The organism is Ruegeria sp. CG3 (assembly GCF_056537205.1).
In genome coordinates this window covers 1,283,648-1,299,394 of sequence record NZ_JBQFRC010000001.1, presented here as the reverse complement: position 1 = coordinate 1,299,394, position 15,747 = coordinate 1,283,648, and the positions used below count along the sequence as shown (strand labels likewise).

Annotated in this window: 14 protein-coding genes; 8 read left to right on the top strand and 6 right to left on the bottom strand. The window is 61.3% G+C overall.

Going from position 1 to position 15,747, the window contains the following annotated elements; genetic code table 11:
- Positions 1 to 5: 5 nt before the first annotated feature.
- From ACR0NB_RS06460 to ACR0NB_RS06440, 5 genes are all read left to right on the top strand, one after another.
- Positions 6 to 2,807 carry a helicase-related protein gene (locus tag ACR0NB_RS06460; protein WP_480775219.1) on the top strand — a complete coding sequence of 934 codons (2,802 nt, stop codon included), beginning with the start codon at positions 6 to 8 and terminating at the stop codon, positions 2,805 to 2,807.
- A 6-nt stretch (positions 2,808 to 2,813) separates the two neighbouring features.
- A complete protein-coding gene (locus tag ACR0NB_RS06455; protein WP_170357533.1) occupies positions 2,814 to 3,185 on the top strand; it encodes an RNA-binding S4 domain-containing protein in 372 nt (123 codons plus the stop codon).
- Between the two features lie 66 nt (positions 3,186 to 3,251).
- Positions 3,252 to 3,590, top strand: coding sequence for a ferredoxin FdxA (gene fdxA / locus ACR0NB_RS06450; RefSeq protein ID WP_093961788.1), 339 nt, complete (start codon positions 3,252 to 3,254; stop codon positions 3,588 to 3,590).
- Between the two features lie 282 nt (positions 3,591 to 3,872).
- Positions 3,873 to 4,382, top strand: a complete 510-nt coding sequence (locus tag ACR0NB_RS06445; RefSeq protein WP_093961789.1) for a CarD family transcriptional regulator — start codon at positions 3,873 to 3,875, stop codon at positions 4,380 to 4,382.
- A 126-nt stretch (positions 4,383 to 4,508) separates the two neighbouring features.
- Entirely contained in the window at positions 4,509 to 5,270 is a 762-nt protein-coding gene (locus ACR0NB_RS06440) for an ion channel (protein WP_170357534.1), read from the top strand.
- Here the strand turns inward: ACR0NB_RS06440 and cobS are convergent.
- On the bottom strand, positions 5,267 to 6,031 hold the full coding sequence (gene cobS, locus ACR0NB_RS06435; protein ID WP_480775218.1) for an adenosylcobinamide-GDP ribazoletransferase: 765 nt from the start codon (positions 6,029 to 6,031) through the stop codon (positions 5,267 to 5,269). The two genes, ACR0NB_RS06440 and cobS, sit on opposite strands and share 4 nt — an antisense overlap.
- Positions 6,032 to 6,110: 79 nt before the next feature.
- Here cobS and cobT point away from each other — a divergent pair, with 79 nt between their 5' ends.
- Entirely contained in the window at positions 6,111 to 7,124 is a 1,014-nt protein-coding gene (gene cobT, locus ACR0NB_RS06430; RefSeq protein WP_480775217.1) for a nicotinate-nucleotide--dimethylbenzimidazole phosphoribosyltransferase, read from the top strand.
- Positions 7,125 to 7,151: 27 nt separating this feature from the next.
- On the opposite strand, the gene ACR0NB_RS06425 is transcribed toward cobT, so the two are convergent.
- Together ACR0NB_RS06425 and ACR0NB_RS06420 are read right to left on the bottom strand one after the other, a co-directional pair.
- Complete coding sequence (locus ACR0NB_RS06425) at positions 7,152 to 9,029, bottom strand: monovalent cation:proton antiporter-2 (CPA2) family protein (RefSeq protein ID WP_480775216.1); 1,878 nt, start codon at positions 9,027 to 9,029, stop codon at positions 7,152 to 7,154.
- Positions 9,030 to 9,048: 19 nt separating this feature from the next.
- A complete protein-coding gene (locus tag ACR0NB_RS06420) occupies positions 9,049 to 9,504 on the bottom strand; it encodes an Lrp/AsnC family transcriptional regulator (RefSeq protein WP_093961793.1) in 456 nt (151 codons plus the stop codon).
- 145 nt (positions 9,505 to 9,649) lie between these two features.
- Between ACR0NB_RS06420 and hppD the strand changes: the two genes are divergently transcribed.
- Positions 9,650 to 10,747 (top strand): 4-hydroxyphenylpyruvate dioxygenase, encoded by a 1,098-nt coding sequence (gene hppD / locus ACR0NB_RS06415; protein ID WP_480775215.1) that lies wholly within the window; start codon positions 9,650 to 9,652, stop codon positions 10,745 to 10,747.
- Between the two features lie 61 nt (positions 10,748 to 10,808).
- Here the strand turns inward: hppD and ACR0NB_RS06410 are convergent, their stop codons facing one another.
- Positions 10,809 to 12,833 carry a hypothetical protein gene (locus ACR0NB_RS06410; RefSeq protein WP_480775214.1) on the bottom strand — a complete coding sequence of 675 codons (2,025 nt, stop codon included), beginning with the start codon at positions 12,831 to 12,833 and terminating at the stop codon, positions 10,809 to 10,811.
- 164 nt (positions 12,834 to 12,997) lie between these two features.
- On the opposite strand from ACR0NB_RS06410, the gene ACR0NB_RS06405 reads away from it, so the two are divergent.
- Entirely contained in the window at positions 12,998 to 13,693 is a 696-nt protein-coding gene (locus tag ACR0NB_RS06405) for an SIMPL domain-containing protein (RefSeq protein ID WP_170357540.1), read from the top strand.
- 2 nt (positions 13,694 to 13,695) lie between these two features.
- Here ACR0NB_RS06405 and ACR0NB_RS06400 read toward each other — a convergent pair whose 3' ends face one another.
- Both ACR0NB_RS06400 and ACR0NB_RS06395 read right to left on the bottom strand, forming a co-directional pair.
- Positions 13,696 to 14,406: a GNAT family N-acetyltransferase gene (locus ACR0NB_RS06400; RefSeq protein ID WP_170419262.1), complete on the bottom strand. Its 711-nt coding sequence runs from the start codon at positions 14,404 to 14,406 to the stop codon at positions 13,696 to 13,698.
- A 6-nt stretch (positions 14,407 to 14,412) separates the two neighbouring features.
- The gene (locus ACR0NB_RS06395) at positions 14,413 to 15,705 is read right to left on the bottom strand and encodes an O-acetylhomoserine aminocarboxypropyltransferase/cysteine synthase family protein (protein WP_170371240.1); all 1,293 of its coding nucleotides are present in this window, start codon (positions 15,703 to 15,705) and stop codon (positions 14,413 to 14,415) included.
- Between the last annotated feature and the right edge of the window lie 42 nt (positions 15,706 to 15,747).

Sequence of the window (15,747 nt, the reverse complement as noted above, 5' to 3'; positions counted from 1 at the left end):
CAAAGGTGAACGGGGCATCCCGAATCGTGGCCGTACTTGGCCCGACCAACACAGGCAAAACCCACTATGCCATCGAACGCATGCTGGGGCACCGGACCGGTGTCATCGGCCTGCCGCTGCGGCTGCTTGCGCGCGAGGTCTATGACAAGATCGTCGCCATCCGCGGCCCCTCGGTGGTGGCTCTTGTGACGGGCGAGGAACGCATCGTTCCGCCGCGCACGCAATACTGGGTCTGCACGGTCGAGGCGATGCCCGAGGGGATGGGCACCGATTTCGTGGCCATCGACGAAATCCAGCTGTGCGCCGACCCCGAGCGCGGTCATGTGTTTACCGACCGGCTGCTGCGGATGCGCGGCACGCACGAGACACTTTTTCTGGGTGCCGACACGATGCGCGGCCCGATCGCGGCGCTGGTGCCGCAGGCGCAGTTTGCTCGGCGCGAGCGGATGTCGCAACTGGTCTACACCGGATCCAGGAAGATCAGCCGTATGCCGCCGCGCAGCGCGATCGTCGGGTTCTCGGTCGAGAACGTCTATGCCATTGCCGAGCTTCTGCGGCGGCAAAAGGGTGGGGCGGCCGTGGTCATGGGCGCGCTCAGCCCGCGCACGCGGAATGCGCAGGTCGCGCTGTACCAGAATGGCGAGGTCGACTATCTGGTCGCCACCGATGCCATCGGTATGGGTCTGAACCTGGATGTGAACCATGTGGCGTTTTCGTCCCTGTCCAAATTCGATGGCAGGCGTATGCGGCCGCTGGCTCCGAACGAACTGGCCCAGATCGCCGGGCGCGCCGGGCGCGGCATGTCGGATGGCACCTTCGGCGTGACGGGCGAGGCGTCGCCGCTGGACGAAGGCGTGGCGCAGGCCATCATGGACAGCCGGTTCACGCCGATGAAAAAGCTGAACTGGCGGAATGCCGCCTTGCGGTTCGGCTCGGTCGATGCGCTGATCGACTCGCTCGAGGCCAGCCCGGACAACGAGCATTTGGTCAAAGCCCGGCCCGCAGACGACCTGAACGCGCTCAAGTCGCTGGCCCAGGTGCCCGAGGTTGTGGCCCGTGCCAGCGATGGTCCGTCGATCCGCCTGTTGTGGGATGTTTGCCGAATCCCCGATTTTCGAGGCATCAGCCATGCGGAACATGCCAGCCTGCTCGAATCGATCTTCGGACATCTGCACGAACGCGGCACGATCCCCGAGGATTTTCTGGCGCGCCAGATCCGCCGGATCGACAGAACCGACGGCGATATTGATGCACTGTCCAAAAGGTTGGCATATATTCGCACGTGGACATATGTTGCGCAACGAAACGGCTGGGTGCGCGACGAATCCCATTGGCGCGCGGAAACCCGCGCTGTAGAAGACAGGGTGTCAGACGCTTTGCATGAATGTCTGACGCAAAGATTTGTGGACCGGCGTACATCTGTTCTCTTGCGCCGGCTCAAACAGAAGGAGGCCCTTTTGGCCGAAGTGAATGACAAGGGTGAAGTGACCGTCGAAGGCGAATTCGTCGGTCGTTTGGAAGGGTTCCGGTTCATCCCGGACAAAAGCGCGCAGGGAACCGAGGCGAAAGCGCTCAAATCGGCCTCACTGCAAGCACTCGCGCCGCAATTCCATCTGCGTGCCGATCGCTTCTACAATGCGCCCGATACCGAAATTGATTTTACCGATCAGGGTGGCCTGATGTGGGGCGAATATGCCGTGGGCAAACTGGTTGCCGGGGCCGAACCGCTCAAACCGATGGTCGAAGTGTTCGTGGACGAGGCCGCAGGGCCGGAAGTTGAGCAGAAGGTGCAGCGCCGCCTGCAACACTTCATCGACCGCAAGATCGCGGCGCTGTTCGAGCCCCTGCTGAACCTGTCGCGCGACGAAGAACTGACCGGGCTGGCCAAGGGATTTGCCTTCCGCATGGTCGAGGCGTTGGGCATCCTGCCGCGCGCCGGCGTCGCACAAGAGGTCAAGGATCTGGACCAGGACGCGCGTGGCGCGCTGCGCAAGCATGGCATCCGGTTCGGCCAGTTCACCATCTTCATGCCGCTGCTGCTGAAGCCTGCCCCGACGCGCCTGCGTCTGGTGTTGTGGGCCCTGGCAAATGGACTTCAGGAGTTTCCCGAAGCGCCGCCGCCGGGCTTGGTGACGGTGCCCGTCGCCAAGGGCGCGCCCGAGGGCTATGACACCATGTGCGGCTACCGCAATGCGGGCGAGCGTTCGATCCGTATCGACATGTTGGAGCGTCTGGCCGACATGCTGCGCGCCGAAGACAGCCGGGGCGGTTTCGAAGCCAAGGCGGACATGTTGTCGATCACCGGCATGACGCTGGAGCAGTTCGCCGACCTGATGCAAGGGCTGGGCTACAAGGCCGAGCGCGGTGAACGGACCAAGATCAAACCGGCTCAGCCGACCGAGCAACCACCGGCAGCAACCGCCGAAGCTCCGACCGAGACCGCCGAAGCAGAGGCGCAGTCGGATGTGGCCTTCGCCGCCGAGGCGCCAACCGAGGCTACCGACAGCACCGAGGCTGAAGCCGAGGCCACGGCCGCAGACCCTGCATCGGACGAACCCGAAGTCGAGGTGTTCTACACCTTTACCTGGGGCCGTCAGGCCAACCGGGGGCCACGTGGTGACCAACGGCAGGGTCGGGGCAAACCGGGCGGGAAGCCTCGGGATGGTCGCGGCAAGCCGCAGGGCAAGAAGGGTGGCAAGCCGCAAGGGGCCAAGACCTTCTCGTCCCGGCCGCCCAAAAAGGAAAAGGCGATTGATCCCGACAACCCGTTTGCCGCTGCGCTGATGGGTCTGAAGGACGGCAACTGATCGCTGATGGCCGACGCACCGGCCAAGCTGCGGATCGACAAGTGGCTGTGGCATGCGCGGTTTTTCAAGACCCGCAGCCTGGCCGCCAAACAGGTCAACGCCGGGCATGTGCGCATCAACGGTGACCGGGCCCAGAAGCCGGCGCAAACCGTCGGGCCCGGTGACGTTCTGACTTTCGCTCAGGGGCGGGTTATTCGCGTGGTTCAGGTCGAAATCCTGGGCGCGCGACGCGGCCCGGCGACCGAGGCGCGGACGCTGTACACGGATTTGACTGAAGAGAAGGATAATCCGCCACAAAATCCGGGTTTCGAAGGAAAAGGTCGTCCGACCAAGAAGGATCGGCGCGCGCTTGATCTTTCTCGCACCCCCAAGGGCTGATCTTCTCTTGAAGATGGGGGCAGACTGAATTAGCTAGTCGCCCAAACCTCTGACGGGAATTGGACCATGACCTACGTTGTCACCGAGAACTGTATCGCCTGCAAATACACCGACTGCGTCGAGGTATGCCCGGTGGATTGCTTCTATGAAGGTGAAAATACCCTGGTCATCCATCCGGATGAATGCATCGATTGCGGCGTGTGCGAGCCGGAATGCCCGGCGGACGCCATTCGCCCGGATACCGAACCGGGAATGGAGCAGTGGGTCGAATTCAACCGCAAATACGCGGAACAATGGCCGGTTATCGTAACCAAGAAAGACCCGCTTCCGGGCGCCGAGGAGCGCGACGGTGAAGAGGGCAAGATGGAGAAATACTTCTCCGAGGCACCGGGCGAGGGCGGCTGAGCGATTCGGGTCGCAAAGCCCGTAAGACAGCTGTAAGTTTTTGCCTTAATGCGCTGAAAAAAGTCACAAATTCCGAGCCGAAGGCCCCGTCCGCTTTCAGGTGTCTTAATTTTGTGATATACTCATGTGGCAAATGATGATCGAGATGGGGACGACTCCGTAAGTATGCTCACTTTGGAGTTCTGAGTTTTTGACATGTAATCAGCCTGACAGGGGTCGCGGGTGACCCCGGTTAGGTTTTTTGTCGCTTTTTTCCCGCTCTGCAACCAAGGAAACACGTGCATGACAAAGTCGAAGAAGCTTGAGTTCCGTCCGAACGACTATGTTGTCTACCCTGCACATGGGGTCGGGCAAATCATATCGATTGAAGAACAGGAAGTCGCTGGATACTCGCTCGAGCTGTTCGTCATCTCATTCGAGAAAGACAAGATGACCCTGCGGGTGCCGACCAACAAGATCACTGAATCCGGTCTGCGCTCGCTCAGCTCGCCCGATGTGATCAGCCAGGCGATGAAGACTCTGAAGGGCAAAGCCAAGGTAAAACGTGCCATGTGGTCGCGCCGGGCGCAGGAATACGAACAGAAGATCAATTCGGGTGACCTGATCTCGATCGCCGAGGTGGTGCGTGACCTGCACCGCACCGACGACCAGCGTGAGCAGAGCTATTCCGAGCGTCAGCTCTATGAAGCCGCGCTTGAGCGTCTGACGCGCGAAGTTGCGGCCGTGTCCGGTTCGGACGAAATCGCAGCGGCCAAGCAGGTGGACGAAGTCCTGACCTCGCGCGCGGCCTGATCGGGCTTTGAAGCAACACCAAAGGGCCGCTCTGGTTTCAGAGCGGCCTTTTTCATGCCCGATCGCTTGGTTCGCGCCTCCTTTCCCGCTAATTTCCCAGTCATTGGAACCGTGTACGGGTCAGTCATGAAGCAGACGGTCAAGGCACTCTATATCGGCAGAGGGGCGGTTTCGGTCTGGTTCCGGTACTGTCTTATCCTGTTCGACCTTGCCTCGATCGTGTTTTTCGTGGCGACGGCGAACATTCCGCACGGCCCCGGATTGATAGCAGTCAGTTGGGCAGTGGGGCTGATCATTCTGCTGGATTTCTCGGCTCGGATGTGGATCGCGAAAGACCGCAAGAAGCTGCTGTTCAAAATCTACACGCTTGCGGATCTGGTCGTGATCGCCTCACTGATCCTTGACCCTTTCCTGACCGGCAGCCTTGCGTTCCTGCGGATTCTGCGCGCGCTGCGGTTGATCCATTCCTATCACCTGTTGCATGATCTGCGCCGCGACAGTGAGTTTTTCCGAACCCACGAGGATGCGGTCATCGCGGCCGTGAACCTGCTGGTGTTCATTTTCGCAACATCCACCGCCGTACTGGTTTTCTATATCCCCGAGGACAGCCAGACCCCGTATATCGATGCGCTGTACTTCACGATGGCGACACTGACCACGACAGGTTTCGGCGACATCACACTGAACTCTCCGGGCGGCAAGCTGTTTTCGGTCTTCATAATGGTGGTCGGTGTGGCGCTGTTCGTGCGGCTGGCTCAGGCCATTTTCATGCCGCAGAAAGTACGCCACAAATGTCCCAATTGCGGGCTGTTTCGGCACGACCCGGATGCCGTACACTGCAAGCACTGCGGTGAGACATTACGGATCAAGACCGGCGGCGTCGGCTAGAGCAGGGCGGCAACGGCCAGCAGGAAAGCAACCTCGGACAGCTGTTGCGATGCCCCCAGAATATCACCGGTCTGACCGCCAATCTTGGCTTTGGCTATGATTGCCAGACCCACGGTTGCGGCTACCGCACAGGCGACGGGCAGAAGGGCGGTCCAGCCCAGAAGAGCCAGAGAGAAAACGAAAGCCAGCCCGAGACCGGCTGCAACCGACAAAGGCGGAGGAGCGCCAACGCTATGGCTCAGTCCGCTGCCGCGGGCGTTCGGCAGGCTCGCCATCAGTGATGGCATCACCGCACGGGAAAACACAGCCGCCGCCAGTATTCCGGCCGGACTTCCTGCCGCCAGTAGTGTTACAACCGCCGAGATCCTGAGCAGTTGAATGACCAACAAGGCCAACACTCCGTAGGTGCCGATATGGCTGTCCTTCATGATCTCGAGTCTGCGTTCGGGTGTATATCCGCCCCACAGCCCGTCCGCGGTGTCGGCCAGCCCGTCCTCGTGCATGGCGCCGGTCGCAGCGATCAGAACGGCGACAGCAAGGACTGCGCTGACTGTCCCGGAAAGGCCCACGGCCATCGCAGACCAGCCTACGGCACAGCCCAAGCCGCCAACAACCAGCCCGGCCGCAGGAAAGGCCCAAGCGGCTTTGGACTGTCGCTCGAAGAGCGATTTGGGCAGCACGGGCAATGGCAGCCGCGTCAAAAGAACCAGAACCAGCGGCACGTCCCATGGCGAAAAGGTTCGAGTGTCGTTTTTGTGCACTTGCGCGCCTTTCGAGGGGTTGTTGCTTTGCCTGCTTCGGTTAAACACGCAGGACCACTCCGATGCAACGAGGCTTTGAATGCTGCCTGAACTCAATGATCTGAATACCTTCCGCGACGCCCTGCGCAATGCTCCGGGGCCGGATGAGGCTGCAAGGCAAGGGGCTGCCGACCGCAACGGACAGCTGACCAAGCCGCCGGGTGCGTTGGGCCGGCTCGAGGATCTGGCGATCTGGTATGCCGGTTGGCGTGGGGATGCCCGGCCACAGATCGAGGCACCTCAGGTGATTGTATTTGCCGGCAATCACGGCGTGACGGCGCAAGGGGTCTCGGCCTTTCCGCCCGAGGTTACGGTTCAGATGGTCATGAACTTCGAGCACGGAGGCGCGGCCATCAACCAATTGGCCAAAGCGGCTGGGGCCAAGATGACGGTACACGCGCTGGACCTGGATCGGCCGACGGCCGACTTCACAAAGGCCCCGGCAATGTCCGAGGACGAGCTTCTGACCGCTCTGCAGACCGGCTGGAACGCCGTTGACCCCACCGCAGACCTTCTTGTCGTTGGCGAAATGGGTATTGGCAACACCACCCCTGCAGCGGCCATCGCCTGCGCGTTATTCGGCGGAGAAGCCGCTGATTGGACCGGGCGTGGAACCGGTGTGGACGATGCGGGCCTTGCCAACAAGACGCGCGTCGTTGCCGAAGGTGTTGCGCTGCACGGAGCATCTGACGACGGGCTTGAGATCCTGCGGTGTTTGGGAGGGCGCGAGATCGCGGCCATGGCAGGGGCCATTGCAGCCGCCCGAATTCTGCGCATCCCGGTCATTCTGGATGGGTTCATCTGCACCGCGGCTGCGGCTTGCCTCGATCGTCTGGCGTCGGGAGCGCTGGACCATGCCGTTGCTGGCCACCAGAGTGCGGAAGGTGCGCACGCGGCCATGCTGACCAAGCTGGACAAAGCGCCCTTGCTGAGCCTCGGGCTGCGGCTGGGCGAAGGGTCGGGGGCCGCGCTGGCCATCAATATCCTGAAAAGCGCCGTCGCTTGCCATTCGGGTATGGCCACCTTTGCCGAAGCCGGTGTGTCGGACGGTTGAGCTCGGCTGACCCGGGATATCCCCGGGTCAGGCTGACTTCTTTTCGTTCTTTTCGGCCAGTTCCAGCAGGGCGGTCTCGAGGTCCTTCTCCAACTCGCGCGCGCGGTCGATGTACTTTTTGTTCTCGGCCGTCGGCATGCCGGGAACCCAGAGTTCAGCCAATTCGCGAATTGCCTGCCGATCGTGGTGATAGAAGGTCTGCTGTGCTTGCGCGGCCTCGTATTCGCTCAGACCAATGTTCTCCAGCACATAACGCCCGGCCCGCAGAGAGCTGTCGAACAGCTCACGCACGATGTCATCAGCGCCGGCCTGATACAGCTCGTACACATGGGTCCGGTCATGCGCGCGGGCGACGATGTGAAGGTCGGGGCGCTGCCGGCGGGCGTAGCCGACCAATCGGGTCACTTCCTTACGGTTGTCCATCGCGGCCACCAAAACGGAAGCCTTTTCAAGGCCCGCAGCCCGCAGCAATTCGGGACGCGTCGGATCACCCAAGAATCCTTTGACGCCGAACCGACGCATCAGCTGGATCGTTTCGATATTGTGGTCCAGCACCACCGTCTTGAACCCGCTGGCGCGCACCAGCCGGTTGACGATCTGTCCGAACCGCCCAATTCCCGCAATGATGACGGGACCTTTTTCGTCTATTTCCTCGGGTTCAATCTCGGGTGAGTTGTCGCGGATGTGGCGCGAAAGGTAGTCATAGATGATGAACAGAAGCGGTGTGATCAGCATGGTCAGGGCAATGATCATCAACAGCTTCTGCGACAGGGCCGGGGGAATGACATTCTGCTTGGTCGAAAAGGCCAGCAGCACGAAGCCGAACTCACCCGCCTGAGCCAAACCCAGCGTGAACAGCCAATGGTCGCGGCCGCGCAACTTGAATGCACGACCAACGGCATACAGGATCAGGCCCTTGACCAGGATCACCAGCAGGGCCAGTCCGATCAGGTCGAACGGATCGTTGAAAAAGTACCCGACGTCGATCCCGGCCCCGACCGTGATGAAGAACAGGCCCAGCAGCAATCCCTTGAACGGCTCAAGGTCGCTTTCCATTTCGTGCCGGAACTCGGAACTGGCCAGAACGACGCCAGCGAGGAAGGCGCCCAACGCCGGGGACAGGCCCACCAGCGTCATCAGGAACGAGATCCCTACTACGATCATCAGGGCCAATGCCGTGTACATCTCGCGCAGGCGGGTGGTGTGGATGAACCGGAACAAGGGACGGGTCAGGTAGACGCCGACCACGATCACGAATGCGATCGCGCCCAATGTCACCAGCGTCACCGCCCATCCGGGCAGGCCATCGACCAATGACAATGTATGGTGCGCGTCGCCGTGCCCGTCGCCGCCGCGCGTGATTGATCCGTCATCCTCGATAAAGATGCTGGCCGGCATGGCCAACAGCGGCAGAAACGCCAGGATCGGAATCACGGCGATATCCTGAGTCAGAAGGACCGAGAACGTGGATCGCCCGCCATTTGTGCGCATCAAACCTTTTTCCGACAGCGTCTGCAGCACGATGGCGGTTGATGACAGGGACAGTGTCAGACCCACGGCCAAGGCAACTGACCATGGTTGACCTGTATAGAAGGTAACTGCTGCAATCACGACCGTAGAGAGCGAGATCTGCAGTCCACCAAGCCCCAGCAACCGGTGTCGCATATCCCAAAGTGCGCGGGGTTCCAGCTCGAGCCCGATCAGGAACAGCATCATGACGACGCCAAATTCCGCGACATGCTGCAAGTCCTTGGTTTCCGCACCCACGAGCCCAAGGATCGGACCGATGGCGATGCCGGCGGCGAGATATCCGAGGACAGACCCCAGCCCAAGCCGCGCCGACAGGGGGACGGCGATCACGGCGGCTGCCAGATAGATCGAAGCCTGGTACAGGAACTCGTTCATCTTCTTCCTTTCCTTGCCGTCAGGTCGGCAGCGGAGCGTCGCGTTTCAGCTGGTCCATCACGATCTGGCTTTGCACCCGTGCTACCGCAGGATGGGGCAGTATCACCTCGTGAAGCAAGGTGTTGAGCGCGGAAAGATCCTCGCAATAGACATGGAGCAGATAGTCTGCCTCGCCAGTCATCGTCCAGGCGCTGGTGATTTCCGGGCGGGTTTCCACCATGCGCGCAAAACTGGATGATTGTTCGGGGCCGTGGGTGCCGAGGTGAACCTGTACGAAGCCTTGGACCTGCAGGCCAAGTTTGCGCGGGTCGAGCCGCGCCGCGTAGCCAGTGATATAGCCCTCGGCTTCCAGCCGCTGACGGCGGCGCCCGGCCTGGCTGGGGGACAGGTTCAGCATTTCGCCCAACTGATGCGCGGTCAGGTGCGCGTCTTTTTGCAGCGCGGCCAGAAGGCGAGTATCGGTTGCGTCCAGCATGTGCGGAGATTCTCACAATTTTCGGGTTCTGGTGCGGAGACTTCGCAGGCTTCCGTAGTTTACATGAAAAGAATGCGCAAAAACAGCGCTGAAAAAGGCGTATTCTTGAATCAGCAAAGAATTTCCTGTTTCAAGAGGACAAGCCATGGGCCCTTTCCCGCACAACGCCCCGAAATCCGTGATCAGCGCCGAGAACCCCGCCGGCACCGATGGGTTTGAATTTGTCGAATTCGCGCATCCCGAACCGCAGGAGCTGCGCGACCTGTTCGCCAAGATGGGTTTTGAAAAGGTTGCGCACCACAAGAGCAAACCGCTGATCGAGCTGTGGCAGCAGGGCGATGTGACCTACATCCTGAACGCGGACCCCGACAGCTTTGCTGCGAAATTCGTGGAAGAGCATGGCCCCTGTGCCCCGTCGATGGGCTGGCGTGTCGTGGATGCGCAAAAGGCCTATGACCATGCGGTGTCGAAAGGGGCCGAACCCTATGATGGGGCCGACAAGACCATGGATGTGCCCGCGATCAAGGGCATCGGCGGGTCGCTGATCTATTTCATCGACCAGTATTACGAAACTTCGCCGTACAATCAGGAATTCGAGTGGCTGAAGCAGTCCAAACCGCGCGGCGTCGGTTTCTATTACCTCGATCACCTGACGCACAATGTCTTCAAGGGCAACATGGACAAGTGGTTCAAGTTCTACGGCGATCTGTTCAACTTCCGCGAAATCCGTTTCTTTGACATCCAGGGCAAATATACCGGCTTGCTCAGCCGTGCATTGACCTCGCCCTGCGGCCGTATCCGGATCCCGATCAACGAAGACCGTGGCGAGACCGGTCAGATCGTATCCTACTTGAAGAAGTACAAAGGCGAGGGCATCCAGCACATCGCCGTCGGCAGCGAGAACATCTATGACTCGACCGATGCAATCGCTGAACGCGGCCTGAAGTTCATGCCCGGTCCCAACGATGCCTATTATGATATGTCCTTCGACCGCGTGAAGGGCCATGACGAGCCGGTGGACCGCATGAAAAAGCACGGCATCCTGATCGACGGTGAAGGCGTGGTGGACGGCGGTGAGACCAAGATCCTGCTGCAGATCTTCTCGAAAACCGTGATTGGTCCGATCTTCTTCGAGTTCATCCAGCGCAAGGGCGATGACGGCTTTGGCGAGGGCAATTTCAAGGCTCTGTTCGAGTCGATCGAGCGTGAGCAGATTGAATCCGGAGAGATTTCTGCCGCCTGAAGAAGACCCAGAATTTGGAACCCGGCCTACCGGGTTCCAATTTTCTGAAACGCGGCGCGCTTTACCCGCGCGGCATCTTCAATGTGACGTTGCGGCCGCCTTTCTGATAACGAAGCTCGCTGTCGCCAATCGCGACGACTTTGCCGCCGTCAATCCGATCTCCCACTTTCAGCTTCTTGTACCGACCGCTTGGTAGCCGGACCAAGGCACGCCGATTGGCCGGCGTACCGTAAACGCCGATCAGGTTCAGGCGCCGCAGATTCAATGCATTGTCAATCGTGGCTTGGCGCGCCACCGAGGCCCGGCTGGGTATCTTGGGTGCGACGGTTGTGGGTTTGAACGATCCCGCTTCATCGTCATCCGCCTTTGCTACCGCTGCGGTCGACCCCAGAGTGGCTGAGCCGGTTGTTGCTTTTCGGGCCGCCAGAGCGGCCACGGTCGACGGACGAACGCGGGGGCGAGGGACGCGCACCACGGCCAATGCGGTGGGCGTGCGGTCCACAGCCTCGCGCTCTTGGATCGACGCCGGCCTGGATTTCGGGCGGATAACCGCCAGCTCGTCCACCGTCCGGCCGCCCAGCTGCCCACGCTCAAAGTTCTCAACCAGCGTTTCCGGGCGCAGGCGCGGACGCAGACCAGCCAGCCTTGTGTCGTCGTCTGTGGCAGTCGGGTCGGTTTCGAACCTGACCGGCACCTGGGGCGGAACCGACGAAGGGCGGCCGAGGAACACGAGGATGCCGTCAGGGTTCAACGTCCCCTCGGGTGTCGGAGTGACAAGGCCACGGTCATCAAGGTCAAAACGACTGCCCGCGGCATTGGGCAGACCGACCGTAGCCACGGGCTCGTCGGTATCAAAGCTCTCTTCGGCAGGAAGCGCCACGGCATCCTGCGACAGCTCCGCGTGATCGACGGACGACAGGTATACGTCCTCGGGCACCTCGGGGTCTGGCACCGGCAGCGGATCGGGCGCGGTGTTCGTCAGGCCAGAGGCTTCTTCGAAATCCTCGACACTTTCCGGATCGCGTTCGACCTGCTCGACGGGCGAGGGCGCAACATTCAATGCTTCCAGAATTGCCTGATCCGTTGGCGTCAATTCGGGGGGCGTGGGTGTCTCCGGCTCGACCAGGGGCGTGCTGGCTTCAAACGTCAGGTCTTCGTCGGCCAATGCCTCGGGGTCGGGCGTGTCCTTAGGCTCAGGAGCGACTCCTGCCAGCCCTTCGGTCTCGGTCATCGGTGGGGCGGTGATAGAAACTGGCGCAGGTGCCGTTTCGACGACCGGCGCAGTCGCCACCGGGCTGCCAGTTTCGTCTGACCCCGACCAGATCAATGCGACAACGGCCAGCACGACGGCGCCCGCCGCAGCGGCGCCAATGTAGCGAACCGGTATGCCGGAATCTGATGCCCCAGAATTCTGTGAGGCGGTTTCAGTCGCTTCTATCGGCGATACGAATACGTCCGGCTGAGCGGGTTCAGCAATCGGATGCGCCTGAGGCGAGGGGGCCGGATCGGGTTCCGATGCCTGCGAAGCCTGAGGCACGGGTTCTGCGTCCGGGGCCGGCGGGACAACAGCTATCTCCTCGGCCGGTGGCACAGTTGGCAGTGTGGCGGATGTCGCGCGCTCGGCAAACTCGAACTCTCCGGTACCTGTCCAAGGCGCATCGGGGGCCAATGTTGCAGCAAACCGAACAGGCACGAACCCGTAGCGACTGGCAAAGGCTTGGGCCTCTTCTACTGTCTCTTTCGCCACGGCAGCGACCAGAAGATCCGACCCATCCGCACGGAGGTCATACATCAACTCGGCAATCTCACAGCCAGTGGCCTGAGCCAATTCCGCCTCGACCACCTGTGTCACGTCGGAGTCTTCTGGGCTGGCGACCGTGAGGTAGCGCACGTGGTCCGAAGGAATCACGACCGTACAGCTCAGGTCATTGGCCAGCGCGAAACCTCGACCGCGAAGCTCGTTCAGCTGTTCGGAAAAATCCGGCGCATCCAGTGATACGGTGCCGATGCCAAACCATTCGTCATCCGAATAGTGCAGCAGAGTGATCCCGTTATCCGAAAGAGACAGCGCAAAAGCGGGTTTCATTATTCAAGGGTGCCGTAATTGTCTGAACCAAAGCAAACGCCCTTGCGTCCGCGCACCGAGATTAAAGCAGGAACCCGCCGAGGGAAAGGAAAAGGCAAAATCACCCCTTGTCCGGCGAAGGCTTGCCAACCCATCTTTTATCTCAGAAAACAGGAGAGATCACATTGAAGACATTTGCTTTTTTGGCGGCGGTATTGGCGGCGACAGTTGCCGTGGCCGCCCATGCGGAAGAACGTCGCATCCAGGTTTACGGAACCGGAACAGCCGAGGCCGCGCCGGATATGGCAACCATCACGGTGGGGGTGACAAATCAAGACGCGCAGGCTTCCGCAGCAATGCAGGCGACCTCGGACGCGGTTGCCACCGTCCTGAGCCGCCTGAGTGAGATGGGGATCGAATCGCGCGACCTGCAGACCCGCGATCTGTCCCTGTCCCCGGTCTGGTCCGGACGGGGCAACGCGGATGGCGAAGCACCGAGGATCACGGGCTTCGTTGCGTCGAACCGTGTGTTCGTGCGGGTCAGAAATCTGGATGATCTGGGGCAGATCATGGATGCGGTCATTCAGGATGGTGCGAATGATTTTGGTGGTTTGACCTTCACAGTTCAGGATCCCAAGCCGCTTGAAGCGAAGGCGCGCGCCCAAGCCGTCGCCGATGCGACAGCCAAGGCCGAACAATTGGCTCAGGCCGCCGGTGTCACCTTGGGTTCAGTCGTGTCGATCAACGAGCAGGGAGGGGGCATTCGCCCAATGCCCCAGATGCGCGAGATGGCCATGGCCGATTCGGGCGGGGTACCGGTCGCCGGTGGCGAGGTTTCGGTTTCGGTCACCGTGTCGATGGAGTTCGACATTTCCGAGTGACCTCAGCTTTCGCTGCGGGCCGTCAGCGGTTTCCGCTGTTGGCCCGTGGCATCGAAATTCTCAGGTGACAGCCAAGTTTCGAACGCCTGCCGGATGCGTGGCCAGTCCGTATCGATGATCGAAAACCACGCCGTGTCGCGGTTGCGCCCCTTGTAATGGGTGGCCTGCCGAAATTCGCCTTCGAAGACAAAACCCAGCCGTTCGGCGGCCCGGCGCGACGGGGCATTCAGCGCATCGCATTTCCATTCGTAGCGGCGATAGCCCAACTCATCGAACACGCGGCGCATCATCAGAAACATCGTTTCGGTCGCGACCGGAGTGCGCTGCATCAGCGGCGAGAAATGGATGTGCCCCACCTCAATCGCGCCGGCATTGCGGTCGATACGCAAGTAAGACGCCATCCCGACGGGCTGTCCGTCTTGGTCCAGAACCGTGTGGAACAGCGGATCGTCCCCCTTGCAGGTCCGGGCCAGCCAGGCGGCGAACCCAGCTTGCGAGTCGAACGGGCCGTAGGGCAGGTAGGTCCAGTTGCGGCCGTCGGTATCGGCGGCAAACGCCCGGAACAGGCCGGGCGCATCCGCATTCACATCCAAGGGCACCACGCGGCAAAACCGCCCCTTCATGGGCGCGCGCGGTGGGGCCGGGCGCGGGAACTCCCCCGCAATCGGCAGGCCCACCGGCTGGCCCAATGCGTTGATCCTGCGCCCCGGCATTTTGGACTAGGCGCAGGCCTTGGACAGCGCCTGATCGAGATCGGCGATCAGATCGTCGGCATCCTCGATGCCGATCGACACCCGCACCACGTTCGGCCCGGCGCCGGCGGCCTCTTGCTGTTCGGGGGTCAGTTGCCGGTGCGTGGTCGAGGCCGAATGGATGATCAGCGACCGCGCATCGCCCAGGTTGGCGACGTGGCTGAAGATTTCCAGCGCGTTCACCAGCTTGACGCAGGCGTCATAGCCGCCCTTGACCGCAAAGGTGAACAGGGCCCCGGCGCCTTTGCGGTAATGCTTCTTGACCCGGTTGTGATATGGCGACGAGGGCAGGCCCGCATAGGTCACATAGTCCACGCGGTCGTCTTTCTCGAGCCAGGCGGCGATCTTTTCGGCGTTTTCGACATGGCGCTGCATGCGCAGGCTCAGCGTCTCGATCCCCATCAGCGTGTAATGCGCCGCCTGCGGGTTCATCGTCATGCCCAGATCGCGCAGGCCCACGGCGATACCGTGGAAGGTGAAGGCCAGCGGGCCGAAGGTTTCGTGGAACTTGAGGCCGTGATAGGCAGGCTCCGGCGCGCTGAGCGAGGGAAACTTGTCATTGGCGGACCAGTCGAACTTGCCCGAATCCACGATGCAGCCGCCGGTCACCGTGCCATTGCCGGTCAGGTACTTGGTGGTCGAATGCACGACCAGCGTGGCGCCATGCTCGATCGGGCGGCACAGATAGGGGGTGGCCGAGGTGTTGTCGACGATTAGCGGAATACCGGCGGCATCGGCCACATCGGCCAGTGCGCGGATATCGGTGACATAGCCGCCCGGATTGGCGATGGATTCGCAGAACACCGCGCGGGTATCGTCGTCGATGGCGGCCTTCACCGCATCCAGATCATCGGTATCGACGAACTTGGCTGTCCAGCCAAAGCGCTTGATGGTCTGGCTGAACTGCGTGACCGTCCCGCCATACAGCCGGGTCGAGGCGACCACGTTGCAGCCCGGCCCCATCAGCGGGAACAGCGCCATGATCTGCGCCGCGTGCCCCGAAGAGCAGCACACCGCGCCAACGCCACCTTCCAGCGTCGCCACCCGTTCCTGCAGAACTGCCACCGTGGGGTTGGTCAGGCGCGAATAGATATAGCCGACCTCTTGCAGGTTGAACAAAGCGGCCGCGTGATCGGCATCGCGGAACACATAGGCCGTGGTCTGATAGATCGGGGTCTGGCGCGCGCCGGTCGCCGGATCAGGGCGGGCGCCCGCGTGAATTTGCAGCGTGTCAAAACCATAGGTGGGGCCGTCGGACATCCGTCACTCTCCTGTTGGGAATATGCGTCGCAGAATCTCTAG